Below are 18,366 nucleotides of genomic sequence, written 5' to 3'. Positions count from 1 at the left end.
TTTGCTTGGAGACCCGGTGAAGGATCAGGTCGAGATACCAGCGATACTCAGGCCGCATGCTGGAATGGCTGTGGCTCTTCCAATCTCACTGCGTGAAGCCGCCATTCTCGCCTCCAGGAAGACCCACATTCCTGTAGTCGTCTCTCCCGATGCCGAGGACGATGACTATGGCAGTGCTGCGATCAGCAGCATGCCGTCAGCAAGTCCTGGCAGTTTCAACGGACAGGCATTGCCCGCGCCTCCCTCTCTCTCAGGAGGACAGCCCCTACCCACACAATCTACCCACACTCGTGGGAGTGCCTTGAACGCGTGGCGGGGTGCTGGTCCTTGGATCCAATACGAGGGCGATCGTAACGGTCTCTTCCAGGCAATCGCAACGCGATATGGCGTCTGGGCCGAGTACCGTGACGACCATGAGGAGTTTTTTCGAAACAGGACGAAGACCTTCATCGTGCCTGCGTTCAGCGGCGCATCGACGATCAATGATTCCATTTCGGCGTTCACTGGCGGCAGCTCTTCGGGCGGATCAGGTGGAATGGGCGGCTCGGGCGGGGGCACGGGTGGCGGAATGTCTGGCGGTAGCTCCGGGGGAAGCTCAGGCAGCTCCGGCGCGTCGACAGGTGTATCCTCCGTGTCCTACAAATCAACAGCTGACCGGTGGAAGGGACTGCAACAAACCGCTCAAATGATGGCCGGTGGCGGGCGTGTTTTCGCTGACGAAGGGCTTGGAACGATCTCGGTTTCGGGCACCCCCGAAGAGGTCGCTCGTGTCGAGGACTGGATGCACGATCTGAGTGAGACAATGCTCAAACAGGTCGCAATCGATATCCACGTCTACACGCTCAAGATAACGCATGAAACCGGTTACGGCTGGAGTCCAAAAGTAGCATTCGAAAGTGCTGCCAAGACTTACGGAATGACAATGGTGCCAGTCGCGGCCCCCATTATCCAGTCGACGACGACGCCTTTTAACTTCGGGGCAACAATACTCAATTCAGCGAAGGGCACGGCTGGACAATTTGCAGGCTCAGGCGGTGCTATCCAAGCGTTGTCTGAGATCGGCAACGTGACTGAGCTGTATGAGCGCCCCGTAGTCACGACCAACAACATCACTGCGCCTTTCCAGAATGGGGTGAATGACACCTATGCTGCGCAGACGTCGAGCGTTTTGGCTACCAATGCCGGATCATCGTCCAGCATAACGCCTGGCATTGTCATGAGTGGGTTCGCTGGCCATGTGACGCCAAAAATCATTGGCGACCGAATCATGCTGCATATCGATGCTGTTCTGCAAACGCTGCTCAACATATCGACCTTCGGTCAGAATGGGTCACAAATTCAGGAACCGAAAACCTCGAGTACATCCCTCGAAAATCAGGTTGTTCTCAAATCCGGAAGCACCCTGATGCTGACAGGCTACATCGATGACGCTTCTTCTCGTAACAGGACAGGTGCTGGTAGCGCCATGAACTGGCTCTTCGGGGGAGGCGGAGACGCTCAGATCAACAAGACCCAGATCATCGTAACCGTGGAGGCCCATACCCTATGATGCGTGATCTTGCTTTGCACGTTGCCCCTAAGACTGTCTGTCTGTCGCTCATATTTACGCTCACCTCTATGGGAGGTGTGGCGCAAGCGGCTATCCCTCAATGCGCAAGTCATCTCCAGGAGCCGGGAGCCGACGGGATACTGACGCCACAGCAATTGGCGATGAATGCGGCATGCATCCAAGCGCTGGCAGATTTTCAAAAGGTGGCAGAGGCCAAGGCTAAAATCGAAGACGTCGAACACAGAAAGGACAAGACGGGAGATACACCCGCTGCGCGAGTTCCTCCGGTGATACCAGGGTACCCGGGCATTTCTCTTCCGCCAGAACTGCTGTCTCCGACGCCGCACCCAGCCGAAATGCAACCAGGGGAGGCAAAGCCCTCTAAAACCCAGACAGACGAGCCCAGATTACCTGTGATCGTCATGATCCTCAGTGACGAGAAAGAGCGACCAACCGCGACGCTGCGAATGCCAGACGGCAACACGATCGAGGTAACTCGAGGAAGTCTTCTTCCGGACGGCTCCTCGGTCGCAACTATCGAAGGTAGCGCCGTCTACATCAGACGCGGCCACACTCTTGCGAGACTTCCCATGGATGGTGGGCAGGCACAGCCTCAAACTCAGGCAAACCCGAATTCGACAAGTGCAAGCAGCCTCTTCGGGGCCCCTACCCCTTCACGGCCGCCTGCAGGCTATCCACGCGGAGCTTACCCATGAGCATTGATCTCCGCACAGATGACGGCCACCACTGGGTACTTGACGCAACGTGGATCATTGTACCGCGCAAGCCTTCCCACGCCGCCTTGCGCAACCAAGCGCGTGCTCTGGAGGCCACCCACTACGGCATATTTGGTAACAAGCCATATTCGATCGGCTTCTTTAATTTTCGTCAGTATGGCGATAAGCGAAAAACAGCAAATCCTCTTGCACCAGTTTTGGCACAGACCCTTGGCCCGAACGTCTATGCTGAGTTCACCCTTGATGATGGATCTGTCTGGTATCTCGCGACCGACGGAGAAGGTCAGCTAAAGGCGGGCACCGATCGCGTCATCTCGATCGATAATCGTGACGCAATCCGCAAGAGATATGATGAGGAGCGCTTCTCAGACCGTCGTTACGTCGATAGTGCCGGGTTGGAAAAACTCATTGCACCTTTAAGCGAGGTCAATGTTAATCTTTACAGTGCCTCACTCACCTCTCACTGGAAGCCTGTGGCAGCCGGCCTATCAGCGGTTCTGCTCTGTGCTGCTGGCACGCATATCATTCAGGTCCATAACGAACGCGTACGGCAAGAAGAAGCACGAAAAGCGCTTGCTTTAGCCCGTCTCAGGGCAGAGCAAGAAAGGCGCCTTCACCTACCTGTGGCTACCAGCGTCTGGGTGCAGGCTTGCATGATCACAGCGATGCGGCAGAGAATTTTTCAGGACGGTTGGACGCAGACGTCTTGGACTTGCTCCGGTGATACACTGAACATTGAATGGGCACGTACCGGCGGCACTGTTGGCTCTGCGCCGGCCGGCACGATCGCGCAGGACGGCGAGACTATCAAGCAGGCTGTACATCTACCGCCCCTCAAATCGGCTCCGACCGCACTCCAAGGCACGGGCGGAGTAAAACAGCTGGTCGCGTTTCTGCAATTGCTTGGCGTCCGGCCGCAGGTCAGCATCGCGATGAACCCTGGGCCACCTCCCGGTCTGAACGGAGGCCCGTATCCTGATCCAATTGCAGCCAACACGTTAACCCGTGTGGAATGGACACTTACGTCTGATCCACGAAGCGCTTTTTGGAGCAAGGTGCCTGGCTTGACCATTCAAACGCTCCACCACGTCAACCGGGTAGCCGGGGGTAACGTGAGCGATGCAACAGCTTACTCCTTCGATTTTTCGGCGACAGTTTCGGAGCCGGTTTCGTTTCCGGCACCAAATTGAAAATTCATATACGCACTCACATCGCAAAGCCGGATGCTGATCCTCACGGGACTGATCTCGATCGAGGTAGGTGATTCTATGAACTTGGGTGAAATCGCTGCGCTTGTGGAACTGCTGGTGGATTTTCCGCGCACGGCCTCTTGGCCTTTGTTCAGCGGGAGACATGCGAAGCTGCGCAAGAAACGTAGCTTCGGCTCGGAGCATCACGCGCCATGATGCAAGGTTTTTTCTCTAGGTTCAGGAAGGGGGGGAACGCCCTGACCCTGGCACCTGATTTGCAAACCCATGTATTCCTCGATGCCTACAAGCAGATCGTTTACGTTGATATTGCGAAGCGCGACGATCCCGATCTTGCTCTTTTCCTCGAGCAGCATGACCGTGCGACGGGAACCGCATGGGATATACAGCACGAACATTACGCGGATCTGCAGAACCGGCGCGCGCAAGAACGCCAACGCGCTCATGTCGCACATCCGACATCGGCGAAGACTACCAATACGGATAACAATGCCCGCAGCCAGGCGTTTGCGCTGATCCGTCAGGCGGCTCAGCTTGGCGCGAGTGATATCCACATTCACAGACTGAAGGATTACGCAGAAGTTCGTGTGCGCATAAAGAAGAACGTTCTCGTTCTGAAAGACATGAGCATCGCAGAGGGTGATGCCTTACTTGTGGCACTCTACCGGCTTGGCTCGACCCAAGACCCTACCATCAGGGAAGGAGAGACGCAGGATGGCGGTATCTCGGGCAGCGAGCTCGAGGGCACCGGTCTTGAGAACGTCCGTATTGTCCGTGGACCGTCATACCCCGCAATAGCAGGCGGCGGACATATGGAACTGCGGCTACAATATAAGGAGCGGGCAGGCAGCAACAGTTCCGCGAGCCGCGACGTGGAGCTGCGCAAACCGCGTACGCCTGCAGGCGATCTTATGTTGAAGAGTTACGGCTTCGACGATGCCCAGATCGATAAACTTCTTTATATTGCATCCTCGCCATCAGGTCTGTTGCTGCTCACAGGGCCAACAGGATCAGGCAAGACAACCTCGATCTTCGAACTTGCCAAGTGGCAAGCACGGACGTCGCCCAACAAGCGCACCGTGACGATCGAGCAGCCGGTCGAGTACCCGATGCCGTGGGCGGTGCAACTGGAGATATCCAATGCCCTTACCGGTGAGGAAGCAGGTCTCCAGTTCAAGGAGAACCTGCGCTACTCGCTACGAATGGACCCCGACCGGCTCGTCATTGGTGAAATCCGCGACGCCGAGGTCGCACTTACGAGCTTCGACGCATCACAGACGGGCCATAGTGTCATGAGTACGTTGCACATCGAAGATCCGTTCGACTTCCCACTGCGGTTCCAGAACATGAACTCTGAGAAGCTCCCATTCCGGACGACATGCGTCAGTACTATCATCCGCGGCGTGGTTGCACAGCGCCTCCTCCCATTGCTGTGTGATCACTGCAAAAAGCGTTGGGACCCGTCTGATCCCCGCTTGCCTAAGCTGGCTTGCGAGGCGCTCCTGACATGGGGTGACTCAACGTCTATTTGTCAGATCAACCAAGAGGGGTGCGCCGAGTGCAGTTATACCGGCGTCGCCTCAGTAACTGCTGTCGCGGAGGTCGTTGAAACCGACGAAGAGCTGATGAACGATTTCATCACGCGAGGCGTGACGCCTGCGCGGCGCCGCTACCGCTCTCGTCCTGATGCAGATAAGCCAATGGTCGAGCGCGCAATTGCAATGGCGCTAGACGGCAAGGTCGATCCCCAGGCAATCATCTCAGAGGTCGAACGTATTCCATTCCGGGACAAGGTCGAACGAGATCGTCGGATTGGTCGGCGTGAGCGGGAGTTAGATGCTCGAAAGGCTGAAGAGTTTCTCAATGAGGAGCCTGCCTGATGTCATTCGAGCTCATTTACAAGGACCGTCGTAGGGATCAGGGGATGTCGGGCCTCACCCCGCTTCGTCGGTTCGCCGCATTATATGATTTTCGATGGAAGCGTCGCGCAGGGCTCTATGAGTTGATGGTGCCTCGCCTGCGTGAGAGGCAAGCCACAACGCCTGAGCGCATGTTCGAGATGTATATCAAGCGTCTGAGGCGCACCTATCGCTATGCCACTGCGAGAGTGGTCGAGCGCGCTCATTACGAAATGGCGTTTGACGGTCGCAAACTAGCTGCAGCCTTGCGCCCGGTCATACCAAATGACGAATATGCGATCCTCCATGCTGGCGAGATCGGTGGCTGCCTCGATACGGCCCTTGAACTATTGCTCGATATGCGCGCGCGCACGCGCAGAATCGTCAACGCAGTGATCAGCATGTATGCGACCTTTGTCAGCTACGCTCTGATGATTTTTGTGACGCTCTATATTGTGGCGCAAAAGGCGATTGTCCCGCTTCAGACCTTTGCACAGGCTACCGGCCAGCCGCCGAGTACAATGAAGTCTATCCTCATTGCCGCAGCGGACTGGACCTCTGGGCGGGGGCCGATGGTTGCCGTAGGGGGCGCGCTTTTTTGCTCCGTTCTGATGATCGCGAGCCTTACCCTGCTGAGAGGTCCACTGCGGGTTCGCCTCGAACGATTTCCCCCGTGGTCAACATACCGGGCTATTCAAGGATATGTATGGCTTTCGACATACATCATTCTGGTCAGGTCAGGACGGCCGGAAACGAAGGTCCTCGAAGAGCAGGCCGAGCGGGCCTCGCCCTGGCTAAGGGAACGTCTTGAAGCGATAGCGGAGTTGATGAGCGAGCACGCTCGTCTCTTACCTGTGGCTCTGGAAGAGGCCGGGTACCACTTTCCCTCGCCAGACATGATCGACGACATCGGCAACGCCTGGATAGGAGCTTCAGACGCCTATGATGCGCTGCTGGTGAAGGCGCGGCTTTTTGCCGAGGAAATGGAGAAATCCGCAGTGTTCTGGTCCCAAACGTTCAGAGGCATCGGTCTCCTGGTGATGTACGGCCTCGCCCTATTTATTGGCATGGCCCTGAATACATTCCTTCCAAGCAACATCTGACAATAATTCACTTCAAAGGATAAGCTTCCATGTGGGCACTTGGTGCACTTTTCGCCGCGCTGGTCATCGGCGCGATTATGCTGGGACAATCGGGAGCGCTTAGCAACTTGGGTTATACGGCGTCGGGAACCGAAGTAGCGGCGGCCCAAACCAAAACAATTGCCGACAGCATCAAGCAGGTACTTGGTGGCGCGGGAGGAGCGGGGGTCGCCAATTTTACAGGGCTCTCAAATTCGCTCGCAATCAAGCTCGGCTCTGTGCCTTCCAATATGACTAACGGCGACGGACAGACAATCACGGGCGCGTGGTCATCTGCAATTAGCATTACGGGTTCGGGAGACGGCAATACCTTCTATGTACTATGGCAAGCCGTCCCCAGCACCTCCTGCGCCAAGTTGGCCGTGTCTCAATCCGTAAATGGCGTATTGATTAACGGAAACTGGGTAGCAAGAACGGTGAGCAACTTCCCCGCTTCTGTAGCAGCACTCTGCAATCAGGGCGTCAACTCATTCAGCTCTGTCTCCTTCAGTTTCGTCATGAACTACAACTGACCCATGGCTGCGTTCGCACTGCTCGTGTTTGTTGCTCTTGCTCTCATAGCAGGAGAAATGAAGCGGCACGAAGTAATCACGAAAGGAGCCTGGCCCCTCGCAACGGATGCGACGGGCCCTTCTCTCTCCTATCTCGCCTATAAAAACGCAGTGCAAGTATATGTCATGCGTAATCCTGGCACGAATGGCTCAATCCCTACCTACGCGCTCGATCTCGATCCGTCGACCACTTCAACAATTAACCCTGGGAATCAGATAATTCGGACAGGAAACGGGACCCAGATCGTCACCTGGACGACAAGTCAGCCTGGATTACTGTCGGCCATACTCCAGGCATCGAGTGGCGACGCGTCAATCGGAACCTCCACAGGCTATCGGTGGACGACCCCCCTATCAGGTGACATGGGACCTCTGCCGCTACAGGTGCCAGTAGGCGACATCGTGTCATTCGTAACATTCACAGGTGTCGGCTTATGAAACCGTCCGAGCAGCGCAAAAATAAACAAATGCTAAGGGGTTCCTGATCAATGTGGCAACTTGCTTCACTATTTGGCGCAATTCTCGTTTCGGCAGTTCTTATGAGCGGTTGGTCTGGCGTGGTCCAAGTTGGACAGAACCGCCAAATCTATGCAGCAGCAGCCAGTGAATTTCAGGATCTGCTTACCGCCACGAATAAATACGTAGCGACGAATAACAGCCAACTGGTGACTTGGGTGTCTGCAGGCGGCACTTGGCTCGGTATCGACACTTTGATCGCAAATAATCTACTTCCTCCTAACTTTAGTTCGCGCAACCCCTTTGGACAGGTGTGGGGTATTTATCTTCGCCAACCTCAGAGCGGACAAATCCAAGCGGTCGTGCTTAGTACCTCTGGTACTGTACTTGCTTTACCCGCACTCACCGCCGTTGCCGGGATGGCAGGAAGCCAATCAGGTTTCGTCCCACCAGACAATGTCCTCCCTAACGCAAATAGCGGGATGGCAGTGGGAAATATGGGAAAATGGCGCATGTCACTGGCGGGTCTCCCCAATCCTGGGAGCGGCCACTTCTACGGCTTGGGGACCAGCGCGTCCAACGCGCAATACAACAACGACTATCTATACCGTGGAAACATAGCGGGACACCCTGAATACAACACGATGAATGCACCGCTCAATATGGGGGGTAATGATATCAATAACGCGGCTACCGGACGCTTTTCAGGCCCGATCGGCACTATGGGAGTGGATCCGAACACCAAGCCCCCGGGTTGGGTTGGCGGTCTTTCGACCTATGACGTGACGGCCTTGGGTACCGTCGCTGTTGGCCCGGCAAATCAAAACCCAGTCGCCGGCATGAACTCGGGTGGTGACGGGTGGTTTAATCGCAATGCCTATGTCGGCAACCAGCTATCCGCCGCGTCCGTACAGGTAAACGCGGGCAATAACGTCAGAATTGGTCCCAATGCTACCCTTTACGGAGACCCCAACAATATCGCTCTTAGAACACCTGGCACTGTGTATATGCAGCATCAGGACGGTTCACCTGCCAATATCGCAGCTCAAGATGCTTATGTTAACTACGTATGGGCTAATAGGGTCAGTCTTCCAGGGGGAGAGAACCTGTATATTGGAGATGCAGCCGTATTGGGCGACGCCTGGAACATCGCGCTGAGGCCAGCAAATGGACGTGTCTACATCCAGAACCGCTATGGGCTTGCCGCCGGAGACATGGACCTCGGACAACTCGAAACACATAAGGGCGTATTATTCGACCGCACCGACGCCAATCCCGGCTATGGTTGTGGCCCTAATGGCATCCTGGCGGGTAAATACGACGGGAGCGGTGATGTTCTTGCCTGCGTCAATGGCATATGGAAGAGCATTACAAGTAAACCCATAAACACTTACGTCCCTCCTACAAGCAACGGATTTGGAGGTTATGCACATCCCAATCCCGCTACGGGCGGATACTGGTGTGAGTCTGGGACAAACGATACGCCTGCCATCACCCTGTGGTACGGTGACTATGGTTATTCCGGCCTACACGTGTGCGAACCTCAATGACGGCCCTCCCGCCCTGCACCGCAGTGATGGCTCAGGCCTACAAAGTGCCGATTGCAATCATCGAGGCCGTAAGCACGCACACTCACCCGGGAGGCATTGGAATCATGGGCATAGACCCGGGTTGGCTACCGATCTTGGAGCGCGCCGGTTTCGATGCTCAGGCTATACGAGAGAACGTCTGCATCAATATTGCTGCAGGCGCATGGGTTCTGGCCTGGGCGAACGCAGGGAAGACGGCGCCTAGACCTGTGCAAAACCACAGCAAACCAACCTCCTTAGACCCCATCCCACCACCCTCGCCTGTCATGGAGAATTTTGGCGATTGCATCCGACACGCATCGCAGAAGTACCGGCTACCTGAGGTGCTCTTCAGGGCCATCCTTCTGACAGAAGGCGGACACGTGGGGGCAATTACGCATAACAAAAACGGGTCCTATGATATGGGCCCGGCCCAGATAAACTCGAGCTGGCTCCCCCGCCTTTCTGTCATGGGTATTGCGCGCGAACGCGTTCTCAATGATGGATGCCTCAACATCCATATCGGCGCATGGATCCTTGCCACAGCTCTTGGTGGCCAGACACCGGATAATCCCGCCGAATTCTGGCGGCGCGTCGGGAACTACAATTCGGGAACACCGGTTTTCAATAAGGCCTATCAGGCCCGTGTCTGGGCAAACGTCACACTTCTCTCGCGCACCAGGCCCGCCGCAATGGAAAAAATTGCTTCGGCAAACTGACGCAATGCACGCACTCACATCGTCATGAGTCACAATGCAGACATGAAGAAGCATGCTGCATCCGGAGTGAGAACCTATATTGCCTGACGCATCATCCGATCGGGTGGACCTCACCCACGTCAAACCTGACACCTATGCGCTCACCCCCTCCTGGCTCCTGCGGTTGCGTCAGGAGATGATCCGGCATCGCCATAGGCGGTCGACAAAAATGCCAGATTACGGCACGCGAACGATCGCAGGACGTAATATCCGGCATATTGCGTCCCTGGGCACGCATTGCCTTGCGTCAAGCCTTCTCAAGAACGCAGGACTCAAACGTTATTCACTGCCCTTCGACTGGGGGTGGGCCACACCTGGTATGGTGCTGCATTGCCTCAAAACGGATTTTAGCGACTTCCTGCCTGAGCCGGGATGCGATGGGCATCCCTTGTATCATCGTCAGTTTGGCATCAAGTGCGTCTTTGCCCATCGCGATCTACGCGATGTAAGCGACCGCGCGTATTACGAGCGTTGCATAAGCCGCATGCGCCGCCTGGTCCATTCCCGCGACGCGAAACTCTTCCTGATGATCGCCCGCCCCGATACGCCGATCGGCTGGCACTTCAAGGAACTGGTCAATCATATCCGGGAAATGACACCACATGCCGAACTTCTGGCCATCCAGCTGCAGCCGCCCCGGGGCGGAGGGCAGAGCCTGAGCCTCGAACTCATCGAAGAGCGGGCGGGCTCGCGCCTCTATAATTTCCGACCGGCCTCCGATGAAAGCGGGTTGGGCTATTTCCCCGATATCGTCGATGAACTCGTCATCCTGCGCCTGGTCTGCGGCTATGCCCTTGATCTGAAGGCCTCCCCATGAATGGCCGACGTGTAATCGCGCGCCTGTCAGGCTGCGCTCTTGCTGTCAATCTCCTTGGATGCACTATGCCCCATCCCTCTCCCGCAGAGCCGATCGCGCAGGATATGGGACACGTTTTGCGTGGTTTCGATAAGATAGGCGCCATGCGTTTCCCGATGGTGCGGGACGGGTCAGTTCTGCCAGCCGAGCTACAGCGCCCCATGTCCTGGGTGTGGCGTGGCCCTGTTGATCAGGCCGTAAAGATCCTCGCAGAGCGGATCGGCTACAGGACCGTTATCGCGGACAAACCAGACGCGCCGACAGTCACATTCTCTGTCGATCATGGCACAGCAGCGACGATACTGGATGAAATGGCATCCGGGCTCGAAAATCGAGCCTCGATTATGATCGATGTCCCACAACATCTCATCAGGGTTGACTGGCATGCGTAAATCTCTGTGCCTGGTTGTCCTGGGTTTCGCCAGCTGCGTGAGTGCCCAGGCGCAGACCAACGGGCCGACGGACGATCAGGTCCCACCTGTTCCAAGTGCAACCCAACCCCGTGCAGCCAGTGCGCTGGATACGCCGATAGAGGGGGCACGTATCGCTCCCGAAATTCCGGATGTCGTTCACGCGCCATCCCTTGAGGAGCAGATGGCTCTGCGCCCTGGCTACGAACCAGGACAGAAAGACACGACCGCCCGCGATAACGCACTGAAGCAGGCGGGCTGGGCATATGGCGCTCGAGGCGGGCTTGCAGCGAGAAGCGAAGCGCTCAATGAGATGCTGCGTCGCTACGCGCCAACGCTCGATCGCGTGTTCGATTTTCGCACTGTCGTTCTTCCGATTGGTAATGGGGGCCTGCTGCTGCGCCCTCCTGTCGTGACCGAGGCGCAGATGGCCGTTGCGGTGGACCCTTCAGGACAGGCGGCGCGTGAAACCGGGCGGATCTATGAGATCACCCGTCAGGGCGCACTGGTTACCGCCCCGCCCCAATGGCGCACATGGCTTGTACGCAGCGTTGATGTACCGAGCGAGCCAGCGGAAACACTGCGCCCTAGAACACGCCACGAAGTAGAAATATGGGACGACGCTCTCGCCCGAGGACGCGCTGCGGGCGAGCGCCAGGCTGTCGAGATTTTTCTCGACGATCTCGCGCGACTACAGCGCGACCTCGTGGGCATGGCGCGCTACCGCCTGCTCTTGCAGGCCGGCAAGGTGCGTCCGCCTGAACTAACCTCTCACTATGCCTCCACAGAAGGAGGCCATGATCTCATGCGCATCGGGGATACAACACGCCGTATCCGTGAACAGCCCGGGCTCGATGCCGATCGAGCACACTGGAAAACAGAGGAAGACACACCTTGAGACCGATTCCGAACGGCGGCGGACTGCGTGGCAACGACGCAGAACGCATCATGGGTGTCCTGCTTGGCGGGCTGGTTCTACTGGTCGTTCTGGCGACCGGCCTATGGTGGCGGTTTCACACAGAAATGGCCCGTGCCCTGCTGGCTGAACAGCATCTGACCCTACGCGCCTTCTCGCTTGTCACGCATCGTTACGACGGATTGCGTCTCAGCCTCGAGGCGGCGTCGCCGGAACGGGTTACGGCGCTTAAACTCTGGCAGCTTTGCAATATCACGGGCAGCGCACTACGCTGGCCGCTCGCCTTGCTGATTGTGGGGCTGGCTGTCCTGTGTGTTCTTCGGGCCCCCCGAGAACAATATCGCGCGCGGTTCGGGCTTGATGGACTACAGAAAATCCTCGCCCGTATCCACCCGATCGGACATGCCTGGATCGGTAATGACGCTGTTCTGGTGGCTCCGCCCCCCCCCGGCGAGGCACTGCGCCCCCTCGATCCTGCCCTGCGGGCCGAAGAATGGGTAGACCGTTATTGTCGTACAGGCACCGTCCAGCAGCGCGTCAGTTCCGCTGAGGCGGCTTTGGGAAAGCAACTTGGCGCACCATGGTCGGGACCTCACGCAGCTACCCCCCTCATCCAATGCCTCTTCGTCGTCTTTGCGTGGCAGGCCGAACGCCGCAAGAAGGACGCTATCGGATTGCTAGGCGATCTGTCGAGATCTCTGTCCGGACAGTTCCACAAGGGGGCTCCCACCGCCCCGGTCGCTATTCCTCAGGCTTTTCGCCGGTCGATCGGACTGCATGTCGAACGGGGAGACTGGACCAAAGCCCTGGAGATCACGAACAGGCACGCTTATACCGTTCCGGCGTTGCTGAGCCTTTTGCAATATGCGCGTGTAAGGACCGGCGTGTTCAATCCGGGCCTGTTCGCCTGCATCCAGCTCGTTGATCGGGAGCTGTGGCTGGCGCTTTCGGCTGTGTCATATCCCAGAGACGGTCTGCCGCATCATATCATCTCGACAGCCTCTTGCCTCGAGGCCTCAGGAGCGCTCGAACACTGGCGCGCCGAGTGTGAAGAGGGCAAGCCGTTATCGCGCAAACATATCGAACATAGCGTCGATGCGCTGAACCTCCTATGAGCGCGCCGCTTCCTTTTGAATGCCATGGGTTCGGGCTGCGGTCGGCCTACCTGGCAGCGCGTAGTGCCTCAAAAGTCCTGATGCTCTGGCTGACAGACACTTACGATCTTGATGCCTCAGTCCTTGATCGCGAGCGCGCGCTTACCCCGGCGGCCCTTAGGCAAGTCAAGGATGAAGGACGTTTCCTTGGGTTCGATATCACTGACGCACCGCCCCTGCCTTTACTGGCCATGCGTGTCTATTTCGATCTCGTCACCTTCGACCACGCTGGCCGCCTCGCTCCTGCAGCTCTGACTCGGCATCGCAGCGGCGAAAACGCTGTGCTGGAAGTGGCGCTCCCCGATCTTTCAAGGACCATGCAGCATGGTATCGGATAAAATGCCTTACACGACGCAGGAGGATGGCGAGCTCGTCAATCTTTGGCCTGAAGACGGACGCAGTCTTTATCCAGAGATCCTCGACCGCCTCATCTCCTGGTCCCACGATTTAGGGGCCTCGAGGATCGATATCGAGACGGACCGGCATGTCACGCTGAACGTCCACGGACGTGTGATCCGCGTGACCTCAGACAAGGTACTTGAATCGGATGCGCATCAAGCGCTGGTCCATATGTATCAATCCCAGTCGGGCCTGACGACGCTCAGGAGTGGCGAGCCTCTGGACTTCGGGCATCGCTTCTGGCCGGAGCGCCGGAATGACGGCAAGCGCTACTGCTTTCGCGTCAACGCTTCGAGCTCGGTAATTGGCCCGGATAACGGGATCTCGATGGTCATTCGTCCGATCGTCGAAAACCCGCTGCGCCTCGCCCAACAGAATGTAGAGCCCGATATTCTGCAAGCGATCAATGCGGGCGACGGCTTCGGGATCATTTCAGGGGCGACAGGGTCGGGGAAAACCACGCTTGTGGGCGGGATCACCTGCTGGCGTCTTGAGGATCCGGACCAGCATGTGAACATCTTTGAAGGCTCCGCGCCGACCGAGCTCCTCTACGATCGTGTGCCCAGAATCAACGCCACGATCACCCAGGTCGAAATCGGTCGGGACGTGAAGACCTTCGCTGATTTCATTCGTGCCGGCATGAGACGCGAGCCAACCGATATCATCGTGCAGGAGATCCGCGACCCATCCTCCATGGAGGCCGGTATTCAGGCGGCCATTTCCGGTCATCGGGTTCTGACGTCTCTGCATACGAATGACTGTGCCGCCACAATCAGACGCGCGATCAACCTCTGCCCCGCAGAGCAGCGCGACAGTCTGACGATCGGGTTCGTCGAAAACCTCAGACTCCTCGTCAATCAACGGCTTCTGCCCTCGACGGATGGCAGACGCACACCGATACGCGAATTCGTGCCTGTCACCCGCAAACTGCGCAGCGCCCTGCTCGATTCATCGCGCGATCGCTGGCCGTCAATGGTACGCGAAGCCGTCGAGAAGGAAGGTCAGAGCTTCTCGCGTGCGATCGACAAGGCGCTACAGGAAGAGCGTATCTCACGCCAGACCGCCGAACGCGCCAGAATGGGAGAGCGCTAGAGTGTGGCGCAATACAGCGGATCCGGTGCGCATCGGGCCGGTCGATGCGCGGGCCCTTGCGCCCATGGCGGTCTTCCTTCCCCATTGGAGCTACACAACCTTCGGCATCGCTGTCGTCGGCGTCTTTATCTTTTCGGTATTAGCGTTTTTCGGCCTGACGCTGCCTGTCGCACTTCGGATGCTCAGAGTTATGATCGCCGGTCCCATCAGGCGGCATATTCCAGCGCATAAGCGTCGGGCCTATTTCTGAAAGAGCGTTTCCTATGGATGTTGATGATCTTGTCGGACCCATCACGCGGCTTTTATCAGCGCCGGAAAGAGCCATTTCGCGTGATGGCACATTGGAGCACACTTTTGCTCCAAAGGATCTGGCAAGGCCTGACGGTCTGCTTCCGGTGCTGCTGCGCATGGCCGAGGAACTCTGGCGGCGCGATACTGGCGTTGGCCTCTTCGGGCTCGTTCTGATCCAGGATGCGAAATCCTGGTCCGGGTACCGCATCACACGGATTTATCACGCTTCGGCCTCGATCGTTCTGCTCGCGATCGACGCCGTCATCGAGGAAATTCTCGAGATGGCTGGACAGACCACGATCACGCTTGCCCATTTCAATGCGTGGATCGGGCTTCACGCAGGCTCACAGGAAAAGCTTGAAAACCATAAACATTCAACCTGAACGACAATGAACGCCGACGGATCAGCGTTGTCATTCTTATAGTTTTCGGATCGTCTCTGTCATTGTATCGCACTCGTGATCAGGGTTGACACACAATAGCTTCGCTAGGGGAACCGTCACTGCCTCCGACATTTGACCAATGACACCACGATGAGCGTACTCAGGTCCTGTGGAGCGACTGTTTCGGAAGACCGACGCCGCACTCACATCGCACCGTCGTATCCTTTTGGGACGAACCTCAAAGGATACGCGGTCCATGCAAATCGAAATCCCCCTGCGCAGCGCCGTTACCGTGACGATCGATCCGGAGCGACACGTTCTGTGCATCACGGACCGGGAAGCGGACGTGCCAGTTTCGGGATCGGGACAGTCGCACCATGTGTGGCTAAGCAGGGAGCAGCATAGCACTGGCAGGAACCGGTTCAACCAGATCTCTCAGGAGCATGAGGGATACACGTTCGAAAAGCTTGTCGGCCGCCTGCTCAAGCGCAAGGTAGTCTGGGTCGCAACGATCGGCCTAACGTGCTTCCTCGGCTTCATGTATGCCCGGCACTCAGGCTCGTCTCATCAACGCGCCATGATTGTGGCACAGGAGCAACTGCACACCCTGCCGACGCCGGATACGACCCCATCCTTGCCTGGCACGCCTTTGCCATCAGTGCAGGCGCCGACGCAGCCGCTTCCCGCATCCCCTAACGCTGCTTTCGGACTGGATTGAACCCATGTCTGCGATAAGGCGCCGCATAGACGGCCCCCAGAACCAACATGAGCAGCGTGATGGCATCGTCTATCGCGATACGCGCCGTGTCGGGCAACAGCTCGCCGAGATGCTCACGACGGGGTTCTCGGCGGTGCCCCTTGCGGCGCTTGCCGGCCTCTGTCTCGTCGTGCCTGCGCTCTGCCCTGTCATAGCTGTCATTGCAGGCTCTTACGCGATGGTGGTCATGACCCGGCCGACGCAGCTGCCCTTGCGGTTGCCGGCCTCTGTCGGGGGCAAGGATCCGTTCAATATCGTCCCCGATCCAAAACGGGACGGGGGGGAAATACTCGGCCCTGCTGCTGGGGACTGGCTTCTTGGCTGGGATGAGGCTACCGGACAACAACTCTGGCTCGCAGGCAAGGATATGACCCTGCATGGCCTTCTCCCGGGTGCGACTGGTGCCGGCAAGACACAAACCATCTACAGCCTGCTTTGCAATGCCTTGGCGGCTGGCAGCGGCTTCACGCTGATCGACGGCAAGGCCTCGAACAATCTGGCGTTCAGCGTCCAGACCATGGCGCGCCGTTTCGGCCGTGAAGCCGATGTACGGGTGATCAATCTCCTCGTCTCCTCGGGCGACAAAAAAACAAACACCTGGAATCCTTTTGCGACAGTCAGCGCCGAGGGCATGACGGAGCTACTCAAAACGCTTTTTCTGCCCGATGAGGCAGCGGGCGGAGATGGCAGCAATCAGTATTTCCAGAGCAAGGCCGACTCTCTTTTCGCCGGCATGGCCTTCATATTCGTCTGGGTTCGCGACTGTCCGGGACTGCGTATCCCGATCACGTCCGAAACGATCCGCGTCACCTTTTCCGATATCGAGAAGCTGCGCGCGCTCGCAGAGGACAGGATTTTCCACTATTACGACTTTACGTCGCAGTCGGAATGCTTCGAGGTGCTCCCCGAAGACTTTCCTGACGTTCTGCTCAACCCCATCCGCTATTACGTCAAAGAGACGGGCGGCTTCAAGAAGGGGCAGTCGGTAGACGACCAGGCAAAAGTCCGCGAACAGCATAGTTATGTCGTCGGCGGCTTCGCCAAGACCTTCACCCAGATGGGCTCGACGCTGGGTCATGTCTTTCGGTGCTCGATCCCTGATGTCGATTTGCGCGATGTGCTCTATAATCGCCGCATCCTTGTCGTCATGCTGCCGTCTCTCGAAAATCATCCCGAGACCAATGCAGCCCTTGGCAAGGCTGTGATCACTGCCCTGCGCTACGCTCTCGCCGCAGCATTGGGCACATCGGTCGAAGGCGATTACGAGGACGTGGTTGTCAACCGCCCCTCCGCCTCCGACACGCCCTATCCCATGATCATGGACGAGTTCGGTTATTTCGCAACGCGTGGCATGGACACGATGATGGCCCAGGGCCGCGAGCTCAACGTGTCGCTTTGGCTCTCCTTTCAGGAGATCGGGACCATCTATGCAACGCTGGGGCGCGATCGCTCGGTGCCGCTGCTGGGCAATCCCGAACTACGAATTTTCCAGAATATCCGCGATCCGGGTCCGACCAAAGAGTGGGTCGAGCAGACAGGCGGCACGATGAACGTCTCGATGCTGCCCGGCTACGACAATTCCTCACCGATCGGTCTCTATGCCGATCAGGAACGTGCGGATATCCGTGAGGTCAAGCGTATCTCATGGAACGATATCTCAAGCCTGCGTCCCGGTCAGGCCATCATGCTCTGGCGGGGACAACGCATCTATATGCGCCTCTTCTATGCCGGCATCGAGCCAAAGGGACAGAACAGGGTCTTTCCGACCATTGCTCCCTCCTTCCAGAAAATCGGCGAAGACACGGCGCCAAAAGTGAGAACGCTGGACGATGTGACCAGGCAACTCGCGGCCGGCAGGCATTACATCCTCGAGGACCAGCTCGAAGCGCTACCAGGAGTTCTGGGCAAGGTCATGGAGCGTCTACCTCTGGTTCTCGGAACCATCGCAACGCCCATGCAGGATGCTGTGATCCTCCTGCGCGATCTGGCCACCGAGCAAGCGAACAAAGAGCCGGCACGCCCTTTTGCAGAGCTCTTTCACAACCGCCCGACGCCAGCACTATTGCAGCCGCCCAAAGGGCAGCCCCTGTCAAACGTGGAAGACCAGGCTTTGCTCGAGATCCTCTGCGAGGCGGACATGGCACTCGGAGAGGAAGATCCGAAAGACAGGATCGTCGCCATGCTCAACGCGAGGCGGACCTCCCAAGCAGGCTGAGACAGCCAACCTCCATCTCTTCTGCC

General features: G+C 57.5%; 19 protein-coding genes. All 19 read left to right on the top strand.

The window, feature by feature from the left end:
- Positions 1-64 precede the first annotated feature (64 nt).
- Entirely contained in the window at positions 65-1,549 is a 1,485-nt protein-coding gene (locus tag AA105894_RS12735) for a pilus assembly protein PilN (RefSeq protein WP_267312076.1), read from the top strand.
- Positions 1,546-2,265: a type IV pilus biogenesis protein PilP gene (gene pilP, locus AA105894_RS16015; RefSeq protein WP_373316779.1), complete on the top strand. Its 720-nt coding sequence runs from the start codon at positions 1,546-1,548 to the stop codon at positions 2,263-2,265. The genes AA105894_RS12735 and pilP overlap by 4 nt, the downstream gene beginning before the upstream one ends.
- Entirely contained in the window at positions 2,262-3,476 is a 1,215-nt protein-coding gene (gene pilO2 / locus AA105894_RS12730; RefSeq protein ID WP_267312075.1) for a type 4b pilus protein PilO2, read from the top strand. The genes pilP and pilO2 overlap by 4 nt, the downstream gene beginning before the upstream one ends.
- Positions 3,477-3,688: 212 nt before the next feature.
- Positions 3,689-5,374, top strand: coding sequence for a GspE/PulE family protein (locus tag AA105894_RS12725; RefSeq protein WP_267312074.1), 1,686 nt, complete (start codon positions 3,689-3,691; stop codon positions 5,372-5,374).
- Positions 5,375-5,544: 170 nt separating this feature from the next.
- Positions 5,545-6,495, top strand: coding sequence for a type II secretion system F family protein (locus tag AA105894_RS12720; protein WP_267312073.1), 951 nt, complete (start codon positions 5,545-5,547; stop codon positions 6,493-6,495).
- Between the two features lie 29 nt (positions 6,496-6,524).
- The gene (locus AA105894_RS12715) at positions 6,525-7,046 is read left to right on the top strand and encodes a type 4 pilus major pilin (RefSeq protein ID WP_267312072.1); all 522 of its coding nucleotides are present in this window, start codon (positions 6,525-6,527) and stop codon (positions 7,044-7,046) included.
- A gap of 3 nt (positions 7,047-7,049) precedes the next feature.
- The gene (gene pilM / locus AA105894_RS16010; RefSeq protein WP_373316778.1) at positions 7,050-7,523 is read left to right on the top strand and encodes a type IV pilus biogenesis protein PilM; all 474 of its coding nucleotides are present in this window, start codon (positions 7,050-7,052) and stop codon (positions 7,521-7,523) included.
- 50 nt (positions 7,524-7,573) lie between these two features.
- On the top strand, positions 7,574-9,091 hold the full coding sequence (gene pilV, locus AA105894_RS12710) for a shufflon system plasmid conjugative transfer pilus tip adhesin PilV (protein WP_267312071.1): 1,518 nt from the start codon (positions 7,574-7,576) through the stop codon (positions 9,089-9,091).
- Positions 9,088-9,828 carry a transglycosylase SLT domain-containing protein gene (locus AA105894_RS15925; protein ID WP_306414315.1) on the top strand — a complete coding sequence of 247 codons (741 nt, stop codon included), beginning with the start codon at positions 9,088-9,090 and terminating at the stop codon, positions 9,826-9,828. Before pilV ends, AA105894_RS15925 begins: the two co-directional genes overlap by 4 nt.
- Positions 9,829-9,907: 79 nt before the next feature.
- Entirely contained in the window at positions 9,908-10,684 is a 777-nt protein-coding gene (locus AA105894_RS12700) for a papain-like cysteine peptidase (protein WP_267312070.1), read from the top strand.
- Positions 10,681-11,115, top strand: coding sequence for a DotD/TraH family lipoprotein (locus tag AA105894_RS12695; RefSeq protein WP_267312069.1), 435 nt, complete (start codon positions 10,681-10,683; stop codon positions 11,113-11,115). Before AA105894_RS12700 ends, AA105894_RS12695 begins: the two co-directional genes overlap by 4 nt.
- Complete coding sequence (locus AA105894_RS12690; RefSeq protein ID WP_267312068.1) at positions 11,108-12,031, top strand: type IV secretion system DotC family protein; 924 nt, start codon at positions 11,108-11,110, stop codon at positions 12,029-12,031. Before AA105894_RS12695 ends, AA105894_RS12690 begins: the two co-directional genes overlap by 8 nt.
- The gene (locus tag AA105894_RS12685; protein ID WP_267312067.1) at positions 12,028-13,164 is read left to right on the top strand and encodes a secretion/conjugation apparatus DotM-related subunit; all 1,137 of its coding nucleotides are present in this window, start codon (positions 12,028-12,030) and stop codon (positions 13,162-13,164) included. Before AA105894_RS12690 ends, AA105894_RS12685 begins: the two co-directional genes overlap by 4 nt.
- A complete protein-coding gene (locus tag AA105894_RS12680; RefSeq protein WP_267312066.1) occupies positions 13,161-13,541 on the top strand; it encodes a hypothetical protein in 381 nt (126 codons plus the stop codon). The genes AA105894_RS12685 and AA105894_RS12680 overlap by 4 nt, the downstream gene beginning before the upstream one ends.
- Positions 13,528-14,694: a type IV pilus twitching motility protein PilT gene (locus AA105894_RS12675; protein ID WP_267312065.1), complete on the top strand. Its 1,167-nt coding sequence runs from the start codon at positions 13,528-13,530 to the stop codon at positions 14,692-14,694. The genes AA105894_RS12680 and AA105894_RS12675 overlap by 14 nt, the downstream gene beginning before the upstream one ends.
- Position 14,695: 1 nt before the next feature.
- Positions 14,696-14,944, top strand: coding sequence for an IcmT/TraK family protein (gene icmT, locus AA105894_RS12670; protein ID WP_267312064.1), 249 nt, complete (start codon positions 14,696-14,698; stop codon positions 14,942-14,944).
- A gap of 13 nt (positions 14,945-14,957) precedes the next feature.
- Complete coding sequence (locus AA105894_RS12665; protein WP_267312063.1) at positions 14,958-15,368, top strand: hypothetical protein; 411 nt, start codon at positions 14,958-14,960, stop codon at positions 15,366-15,368.
- A gap of 256 nt (positions 15,369-15,624) precedes the next feature.
- Complete coding sequence (locus AA105894_RS12660; protein WP_267312062.1) at positions 15,625-16,086, top strand: hypothetical protein; 462 nt, start codon at positions 15,625-15,627, stop codon at positions 16,084-16,086.
- Positions 16,087-16,090: 4 nt separating this feature from the next.
- Positions 16,091-18,340: a type IV secretory system conjugative DNA transfer family protein gene (locus AA105894_RS12655; protein WP_267312061.1), complete on the top strand. Its 2,250-nt coding sequence runs from the start codon at positions 16,091-16,093 to the stop codon at positions 18,338-18,340.
- Positions 18,341-18,366: the final 26 nt, after the last annotated feature.

Source organism: Asaia spathodeae NBRC 105894, from assembly GCF_025994195.1.
GTDB classification, from domain to species: domain Bacteria; phylum Pseudomonadota; class Alphaproteobacteria; order Acetobacterales; family Acetobacteraceae; genus Asaia; species Asaia siamensis.
The sequence above is the reverse complement of the archived record's forward strand: the minus strand, read 5'-3'. Positions and strand labels throughout refer to the sequence as shown.